Origin of the sequence: Bacillus sp. JJ783 (assembly GCF_036963225.1) — a bacterium.
Lineage (GTDB): Bacteria > Bacillota > Bacilli > Bacillales > Bacillaceae_G > Bacillus_A > Bacillus_A cereus_U.
In genome coordinates this window covers 1-8911 of the sequence record NZ_JBALMG010000119.1, presented here as the reverse complement: position 1 = coordinate 8911, position 8911 = coordinate 1, and the positions used below count along the sequence as shown (strand labels likewise).

Below are 8911 nucleotides of genomic sequence, written 5' to 3'. Positions count from 1 at the left end.
ATATATTTTACGAATGAATTATGTAAGTAATTCATATTTCCCATATAAAAAGATTTGCTTTAATATAATGAGTGTAAAGTTCGAGTATTCGAAGTATTACTTGAATTATATCCCTATCCCTTTTCTAAAAATGCGAACAAGTTTTGCCCTATTCTATTCTATTCAATAGTTTATTGTATAGAAATATATTGTTCGATGACCATTATGGAACGCACATAATGGGTAAATCCCGATCCTTAAAGAGGATGCCCCTAATCTTCATGTGAAAATATGATCGGATAAGAAAGCTGGCCAATTTATGGTCAGCTTTCTTTTTGTTCAAAGAGTAATTCTTCTTTAATTTCTGTTTGCAATAATAAAGTTTTTCCAAAGCGGCGTTTACATTCAGCCCGTACTTTTTGAATGGCTAGTAGCTGAGAAGTAGCAGGCACTGTGACAATTGCTTGTCGAGGTTTTCGGTTTTCTTCACAAAAAATACATTCCACAACATATTTAGAAATCATAATTTCACCCTTTCGGTTTGAATTTCTAAGAAGGGACTGCTCATGAAGTTGATGTAATCTTTCGTCATCGTTTTACTTTTTTCCTCTTTTTTCAAGGATAAATATAAAGAAAGATAGAAAGATAGAAAGTTAGTATGGGGGGAGATAGGATGAAAAGATGGATTGGTACGGCAGCTATATGTATGAATGAAAAGAATGAGTTTCTAATGGTATTACAAGGAAAAGTAAATGAGGAGAAGCGATGGTCTGTGCCGAGCGGAGGACAAGAAGAGGGAGAAGAGCTTGAAGAGTGTTGTGTTCGTGAAATATGGGAAGAAACGGGTTATGAAGTGGAAGTTATAGACAAGCTATGTGAAAAAAAGGGGATAACATATGGGGTACCAGTTCATGTGTATTACTATGTTGTGAAGTTAATAGGTGGTAACATGAAAATACAAGACCCTGATGAGTTAATACATGAAATAGACTGGAAAGGAATAGATGAAGTGAAAAAATTATCTTTATCGTTTCCAGAAGAATATGAGCTATTATATAAATATACAAATAAAAAAGAAAGTGTTTAAATACTTTCTTTTTTATTGTATCCAAGATAAGAAAAGCGGAACGATAACTAAACTAGCTCCAGCTGTTAAAAGCATTGATAAACTTGCAATTGTACCTTCTACAGGACCGATTTCAAATGCTTTTGATGTTCCGGTTCCATTCGCGCTAGTACCTAGCATTATCCCTTTTGCGAGCGCTGTTTTAATACGGCATATGCGTATGAGCGTAGGACCGAGTAATGCTCCAGTTAAGGCAGTTAATACGACGAAAACGGCTGTTAATTGTGACATGCCGCCAATCATTTCTGAAATAGCCATTGCAATAGGGGTTGTTACAATGTGCGGTGCTAAACTTTGTTCTATTGTAGAGTCAATTTGAAAAAAATCAGCTAATAGTGCGGAAGTAATAACCGATAGAAATGAACCAACAATGACATTAATTAAAATGGCCGTTCCATGTTTTTTTAATAAATTAAAGTGTTTATAGATTGGCCATGCGAAAGCAACCGTTGCAGGTTTCAATAAATCTGTTAGCCAATGACTACCAGATTCGTAGGTTTCGTATGGTGTATCTAATCCGAGTAGTAAAGCAATTAAAATGATTGGGCATACAAGAAGGGGAGAAAGTAAGCTCCAATTCCAGCGTTGATACATTTTTTTAGATACCCAATATGTGAATAGTGTTAATAGTAAACAAAGAAAGCCGATCATTGTGTGGATCCTTTCCGCTTTAATAGCAATTCTGTTAAAAGTCCTGTTACGAGAGTGACACAAAGTGTACTAATCACGATAATTAAAATGAGATCGATTCCATATTGTGATAATGTATCTTTGTAACGAATGACAGCGACTGCAGAAGGGATGAAAAATAAAATAAGTTCTTTTAATAAAAAGTCTGCACCGTCTTGTATCCATTCTTTTTTCACTATGTTAAATTTTAATGAGATTAATAATAAAAAAATACCGATTATACTTCCTGGAACTGGGAGGTGTGCCTGTTTTGAAATCCATTCACCTGTCCAAGCGAAACAAAATAATAATAAAATTTGTCCGCTTAACTTCCACCATTTCATACAGTAACCACCTTTTTGTTTTTTTACATAAAAATTGTAAAAAATAATTCGCAATTTCTACTATACGTTCATTCGAAATATTTGTCTAATATATAAATTATATGTTATTAATATATTAGATGTATTAATCGAAAATGAAAAGGGTGTCCAAAATGGAATTACGGCATTTGCAATATTTTGTTGTAGTGGCAGAGGAATTGCACTTTGGACGAGCGGCTGCTCGTCTACAAATGACACAACCACCGCTTAGTCAACAAATTCAGCAATTAGAAAAAGAAATGGGAGTTATGTTATTTTCAAGAACGAAGAGAAAGGTTGAATTAACAGAAGCGGGAGAAATGTTTTTAAAAGAAGTAAAAAAAGCGTTTGAACAAATTGAAAAAGCAGTAGAAGTCGCACAAAGTGCTCAAAGGGGAGAAGTGGGATCACTTTCAATTGGTTTTGTAGGTGCGGCGATTTATGATATTTTACCGTCAATCGTCAGGGAGTATAGAAAGAAATTTCCAAGAGTGTCTGTTGCATTACATGAATTGTCAACACCGGATCAGGTGCATGCACTTCATGATAATCGAATTGATATTGGATTTTTACGTCCGCCAATTCCAACGCAATTACTTGAGTTAGAACCAATTCAAAAACTTTCGTGTACGTTATGTTTACCGAAGGCACATCCACTTGCTGAAAAGGACGAAATACATATCGAAGATTTAAGGGATGAACCTTTCGTATTTATTACGAGACCAGTATGGCCAGCGTTATACGATACAATTTTATCGCTTTGCCGCGATGTAGGTTTTAGTCCGCATATTGTACAAGAAGCAACGGAGTATCAAACTGTCATGGGGCTTGTAGCAGCAGGTATTGGAATTACAGTAATACCTGTATCCGCAAATAAATTGTATAAAACAGAAGTTGTATATAAAGAGTTATGTGATTCTAATTTTGTTGCAGAAATGTCAGTGGCTTATAAAAAAATGAATAACAATCCAGAGTTGTTAGAGTTTTTGAAAATTGCAAGAGAGAAGAAACGAATAGAAATAGGAGATGAGAAGGACGAGTAGTCATCGTGACGAAAAAGCGATTTAATTTATATATATAAGTACACCTTGTTAAAAAATAAAGAGGAAAGGCATTTGAGTTGCCTTTCCTCTTTATTGTTCTTTTTTTAGCTCGATACTAAATAGATAAACGTGTTCGTTTTCTTTTAAGAGTAACTCAATGCCTGGTTCTTCATCAATTGTAGGAACAGTTAAAGTATCTTTACTTGTTTTTATTACAGCGGCTAAAATCGTTTTTTGATTGTATTTTACGTTTTTAGTAGATTGAATTGTAGTGGTTGCAGAGCTATTTATGCTTGGAGGAGCTACTGCAGGAACAAGTGTTGAACCACCCTCGATATTAATGTACCATTGACCTTTTTCTTGTACATCTTTATCAAATTGGAAATATGGTGGTATGAAAGAAAGCCTTATTTTCTTTTCTGAAAAATGTGATGAAGCTATGTTAGCAATCTCTTTCACTTTTTTACCATTTTGATAATATTCAATCGTAGCATGTAGTTCATCTTTATTATTCTTGACTGTAACATCATAAAACATTCTATTTCCTTCTTGTATAGGAGTCATTTGTAAAATATCAGATTGTTCTTTTGTTAACTTGTATGGTTTAACAGTGGCATCTTCGTTGTTTTTTAGTGGGCTACAACTAGTGAAAAGTAACAAAGAAAGAATAAACAGTAATTTTACACGCATATAACCCCTCCCTTTTTTTGTAATAATAGTATGTAAATAGTTTTATTTCTAGGACTAAAGGCTTAGTAAAGATTCCGATTGAAGTGCGATGTTTAAAATGTCATATTTTTATACACTAGTAGTATAGAATGCGTATGTTATGAAGTAAGGTAGGGGAAGGGATCTATGTCTTTATGTCGGTTAGCGAGAAAAAATATACAAACATTTGCTACCAAAAGGTTAAAACAATTTACGTGGATTGCTATGAATACAATGATTTGTTTTTTTATGATATCATTCCGATTCAATGAAGTTGTAATAAATAAAGCGGGATATACACTTATATTTGTAAAGTGGTTTTATGCTATGTTTCTATTTGTAGTTTTTGTATGTATTTTCATTACTTATAAAATGACAGCCTCTTTTTTACAGGTAAGAAGAGAGGAGTTTAAATCGTACGAAGTAGTGAATATGACGAGAAAGGAAATGTTATGTTTATTGTGTCATGAGCAATTATTAATTTACGGAGGAGCTTTCGTTTTCGGATTAATTCATGGTATGTTATTTTTGAAATTATTTATTATTATTTTTATGAAAGCAGTAGGAATCCAAGGAGTAACAAATGCACCGATTACGACGTATGCGATAATGGTAACAGCAGTTGTTATGATAACCGTCATTATAATATCAATGTGGCAATGTTGTAGGTTTATACAAAGGTTAAAGGGTGAAAAGTCATATGAAACAAGGAAAAAGGCATGAGAAATCATGGCTTTTTCTTCATTTTACACATGTTATTAATCATGATACAGTGGGAAGAACTGAAAAAAAGAGTTAAGAAGAAAGGTTGTATGGAATGATAAATGAGCAAGCAATCGTAAAAGTTGATCGATTAACAAAGCGAATTGGTTCAAAGACGTTAGTAGAAAATATTAGTTTTGAAGTGAAAAAAGGTGAAGTAGTTGGCTTATTAGGACCAAATGGTGCTGGAAAAACGACATTAATGCGAATGATGGTCGGAATGATTCGTATGACAGAAGGAGAAGTATGGATTGATGGTCAATCTGTAAAACAGCAATTTGAAAAAACTGCTGCGAAAATTGGCGCTGTAATTGAGACACCAGAATTCTATCCTTTCTTAAGTGGCTATGAAAATTTAACATATTTCGGACGAATGAATGGAAATGTAACTGAAGAGCGTATCGATGAAGTTGTGCGACTATTAGGAATGGGACAAGTGATTGACCGTAAAGTAAAAGCATATTCACTCGGTATGAGACAACGTTTAGGAATTGCTCAGGCACTTATACATAATCCAGATGTATTAATACTAGACGAACCAACGAACGGATTAGATCCTAGTGGTATACATGAAATGCGGATGTACATAAAGAAAATTGCACATGAACAAGGGAAAGCTGTTCTTGTCTCTAGTCACTTACTCTCAGAAGTTGAATTAATGTGTGACAGGGTTATTATTATTCAGCACGGAGAATATGTCGCAACACAAAATATTCAAAATGATCAAAAGGAAGAAACAGAAGAAATACATATCCGTGTAGATGATGCGAATAAAGCGGCAGAGGTTTTAGAATACGATGTTTTAGTAAAAGAAAACGAATTAATTATAAACGTGAAAGATGAAGAAATTCCAAATATTCTTCGTACATTGATGGAGAAAAATATTCAAGTTTATCGTGTATATGAAGAAAGAAAAACGCTAGAAGAGCAGTTTTTAGAATTAACAGGGGGAAAAGATATTGTTTAATTTAGTTTATAACGAGCTGTATAAAATATTTAAGCGAAAGCGAACGATTATTCCTTTTGCAGCTATTGCGGTATTAATTATTGGGTTAGGATGGGTTACGGTAAAGTATTTAGAGCCAGAAACAAAAGGGTGGAAAGCGGATTATACAGAACGCACTGTAGAAATTGAGAAAAAGCTCGGCATGAAAAAAGAGGATATTTTAACAGAAAAGTCAGGAGACGAGCTTGTAAAGGAATACCAGCTTAAAATGAAGCATTTAGATACGAATACAGCGCCAGCAAGTAGTTCTCCACTTTCTTTCATGAGAGATACTGGTTTTATTGTTTTTCCTATTTTACTTCCGTTTATTCTCGTATATGCGAGTACAATTTTTGCGAATGAATATAGCTGGGGAACATATAAATTTTTAACGATTCGTCCGGCGAGTCGATTTAAAATTTTAACATCTAAGTTTTTGGCAATCGTTATATTTTCGGCATTATTATTTATATTTAATATGATTTTTTCCGTATTATGTGGGCTAATTATTTATAAATTCCAACAACCAGCTTGGACTGAATTTGTCGTTCAAAACGGAAATATAATAAAACAAAATATTTTCGTAGAAGCAAGTAAATATTATATTTTATCGTGGCTACCAACTCTGGTGTATGCTGCATTTGCATTTATGATTTCTGTTTTAACGAGATCGAGCGGAGGTGCAATCGGGATTTCTCTATTTCTTGCATTATCAGGGGGAATAGCGCTAATTCCGGCAGCAAGATATGAATGGGCGAAATATTTATTACCAGCGAATACAGATTTATATGGGCTTTCAAAGGGCGGGAGCTTTATTGATGGAGTAACATTCCCATTCGCTTCTTGTATGCTTCTTCTATACTTAGCTGTATTTTTAGGGGTGTCCTATACTGTATTTATAAAACGAGATTTAACAGCATAAGCAAAAGCCGTTAAGGGTAACTTAACGGCTTTTTGTTTGTGATAATTGATGAATAGCTTCTTCGGCTAATAAGGCGAAATACTCCGCGCTAATAGGTAATGCTTCTTCATCTACTGTAAAAGCTGGATGATGCCATTCATGTGTACCGCTTGTTCCCATAAAGACGAATGAACCTGGTATTTCTTGTTGGTAAAAAGAAAAGTCTTCTCCTGCCATTGATGGTGTAGGAGAGATAACGTTTAGATTCATTTTCTCTGCAATCTGAATAGAAAAATCAGTGAGTACTTTATCGTTTTGAACAGCAGGAGGACCTGGGTAAAATCGAAATTCTGTTTTTACACCTAGTGCATCAGAAATGCCTTTAATGATACGTTCCATTAATGCCGGAATCTTTTCACGTGTTTTAGCTTGGAATGTACGGACAGTTCCTTCTAATATTGCTTTTTCGGGAATAACGTTCCACGTATTCCCTGAATGAATGTTTGTTACACTTACGACAGCGTTATGAGAAGAACTAATATTTCGGCTTACAATTGTTTGAAGTGCCATAACGATTTGAGATGATGCAACGATAGGATCGACGCCGGCATCAGGCACAGCTGCATGTGTTCCAACACCATGAATTTCAATTTCAAATCGATCTACTCCAGCCATTAGTGGACCGTCTTTAATACCGATTGTACCTACTGGTAAATCGGGCTTATTATGCATACCAAAAACGGCTTGCACATTCTTTAAATGTCCAGCTTCAACAACTTTACATGCTCCGTTTCCACTTTCTTCAGCAGCTTGGAATATAAAACGCACAGTTCCGTTAAGAGAAGCTTCTTTTTCTTTTAATAAGTAAGCCGCACCCAATATAGCAGCTGTATGAAAATCATGCCCACAAGCATGCATTTTACCTTGTATTTTTGAAGTGTATGGAAGGTCTGTTTCTTCTTGGATAGGAAGGGCATCGATATCAGCACGAAGCGCTACCACCGGTCCGTTTTTATTACCAGAAATTTCAGCGATAATTCCTGTTTCTAAACTGGAATCAATAATAGTAATATTAGCTTCTTTTAACCAATTTTTTATTGCTTTTGTTGTTTCAAATTCTTCGTACGATAGTTCTGGGTATTCGTGTAAATGGCGACGAATAGAAATAAGTTTTTCTGTTAATTGATTTGGAATGGATGCCACTTATTATCCCCTCTTTCTTAAGTGAAATATTTGTATTCATTATATAACACAATAATAAAAGAGAGGATTTTCAAATGAAAATCCTCTCTCGTTTATGCTGCAACTTTTTTATGAGTATGCTGTTTTTTATAACGTCCACGCATTGCATATGCAATTTGCGGGATTGCAATACCGATTAAAATAAGTGATACACCGACCCATTGTGAAGATAGTACAGCTTCTTTTAAAACGAATACAGACATAATTGTTGTAACTGGCAGTTCTGCTGCACCAAGAATAGTTGCTAAGCCAGATCCGATTTTTGGAATACCGATTGTAAAGGCAATGGACGGAATAACGATACTAAATATTCCTAATCCTAAGCCGTATTTCCAAAGGCCTTGAGAAATTGCTCCGTTAAAAATAAATGTTGGCGGGAATACGATCATGACTAAAGTTAAAGCGCCAGCCATTAAAAGGACACCGCGTGGTAACGAAGGTACTTCAACGGCAACTTTACCACTTACGAAAATGTATGTTGCAAATGTAATAGCAGATAATAAGCCTAAAATGATTCCAGTCGTATCGAAATCACCAGCTGATGTTTCTAATAACCCACTTGATAAAAATGTACCTGCAAGTAAGAAGATTACTGAAATAACTTTTTCTCTTGAAGGTAATGTTTTCGTTGTAATTGCTTCAATAATAATTCCAACCCAAACGAATTGGAATAAAAGTATAATTGCAATAGAAGCTGGTACAGTTTTTAAAGAAGCGTAATAAAAAATTCCAGTAAAACTTGCAGACGTACCTGCGACGAATAAAATTAACATTTGTTTTAGTGGAACACGATGTCTAGAAAATAGAAGTGTAATAGCAAGTAAAATAATCCAACCGAACAAATACTGGCTACCAATTACCTCTCCAAGTGAAAATCCTTCTGCATATGCAAGTTTAACAAAAATAGCTAAAACCCCATAACTACACGCTCCTAATAAAACTAAAAGAGAATAACGAAGCATGAAAAATTCCTCCCATCTATATGAAATTGTTCCGTAACGGACATATATAACTAGAGGGAAGTATACAAAATTAAAAATGAAGGGTCAAATGAAAGAAAAGTGCGAAATTTTATAGAATAATAATAAAAGTATGATATTTATGCATAATCTTGAAATTAATAATAATTAAAGT

General features: G+C 34.3%; 11 protein-coding genes. 5 read left to right on the top strand and 6 right to left on the bottom strand.

What is annotated here, in order from left to right; translation table 11 throughout:
- Positions 1–302: 302 nt before the first annotated feature.
- Positions 303–503: a DUF3903 domain-containing protein gene (locus V7038_RS22865; protein ID WP_002111199.1), complete on the bottom strand. Its 201-nt coding sequence runs from the start codon at positions 501–503 to the stop codon at positions 303–305.
- A 149-nt stretch (positions 504–652) separates the two neighbouring features.
- Here V7038_RS22865 and V7038_RS22860 point away from each other — a divergent pair, with 149 nt between their 5' ends.
- On the top strand, positions 653–1066 hold the full coding sequence (locus V7038_RS22860) for an NUDIX hydrolase (RefSeq protein WP_002111198.1): 414 nt from the start codon (positions 653–655) through the stop codon (positions 1064–1066).
- 12 nt (positions 1067–1078) lie between these two features.
- On the opposite strand, the gene V7038_RS22855 is transcribed toward V7038_RS22860, so the two are convergent.
- Entirely contained in the window at positions 1079–1756 is a 678-nt protein-coding gene (locus tag V7038_RS22855) for an LrgB family protein (RefSeq protein WP_335695667.1), read from the bottom strand.
- Positions 1753–2118, bottom strand: coding sequence for a CidA/LrgA family holin-like protein (locus V7038_RS22850; RefSeq protein ID WP_002111194.1), 366 nt, complete (start codon positions 2116–2118; stop codon positions 1753–1755). The genes V7038_RS22855 and V7038_RS22850 overlap by 4 nt, the downstream gene beginning before the upstream one ends.
- A 152-nt stretch (positions 2119–2270) precedes the next feature.
- On the opposite strand from V7038_RS22850, the gene alsR reads away from it, so the two are divergent.
- A complete protein-coding gene (gene alsR, locus V7038_RS22845) occupies positions 2271–3179 on the top strand; it encodes an acetoin biosynthesis transcriptional regulator AlsR (protein ID WP_002066566.1) in 909 nt (302 codons plus the stop codon).
- A 90-nt stretch (positions 3180–3269) separates the two neighbouring features.
- Here the strand turns inward: alsR and V7038_RS22840 are convergent, their stop codons facing one another.
- The gene (locus V7038_RS22840; RefSeq protein ID WP_070128873.1) at positions 3270–3869 is read right to left on the bottom strand and encodes a histidine kinase; all 600 of its coding nucleotides are present in this window, start codon (positions 3867–3869) and stop codon (positions 3270–3272) included.
- 165 nt (positions 3870–4034) lie between these two features.
- Between V7038_RS22840 and V7038_RS22835 the strand changes: the two genes are divergently transcribed.
- The 3 genes from V7038_RS22835 (at position 4035) to V7038_RS22825 (ending at position 6556) form a co-directional block, all read left to right on the top strand.
- Complete coding sequence (locus tag V7038_RS22835) at positions 4035–4610, top strand: FtsX-like permease family protein (protein ID WP_002111192.1); 576 nt, start codon at positions 4035–4037, stop codon at positions 4608–4610.
- A gap of 94 nt (positions 4611–4704) precedes the next feature.
- Positions 4705–5616, top strand: a complete 912-nt coding sequence (locus V7038_RS22830; protein ID WP_002111191.1) for an ABC transporter ATP-binding protein — start codon at positions 4705–4707, stop codon at positions 5614–5616.
- Positions 5609–6556: an ABC transporter permease gene (locus V7038_RS22825; RefSeq protein WP_002111190.1), complete on the top strand. Its 948-nt coding sequence runs from the start codon at positions 5609–5611 to the stop codon at positions 6554–6556. Before V7038_RS22830 ends, V7038_RS22825 begins: the two co-directional genes overlap by 8 nt.
- A 21-nt stretch (positions 6557–6577) precedes the next feature.
- On the opposite strand, the gene V7038_RS22820 is transcribed toward V7038_RS22825, so the two are convergent.
- Entirely contained in the window at positions 6578–7738 is a 1161-nt protein-coding gene (locus V7038_RS22820) for a M20 peptidase aminoacylase family protein (protein ID WP_002111189.1), read from the bottom strand.
- A 92-nt stretch (positions 7739–7830) separates the two neighbouring features.
- Positions 7831–8739 carry an EamA family transporter gene (locus V7038_RS22815; protein WP_002111188.1) on the bottom strand — a complete coding sequence of 303 codons (909 nt, stop codon included), beginning with the start codon at positions 8737–8739 and terminating at the stop codon, positions 7831–7833.
- Positions 8740–8911 lie beyond the last annotated feature (172 nt).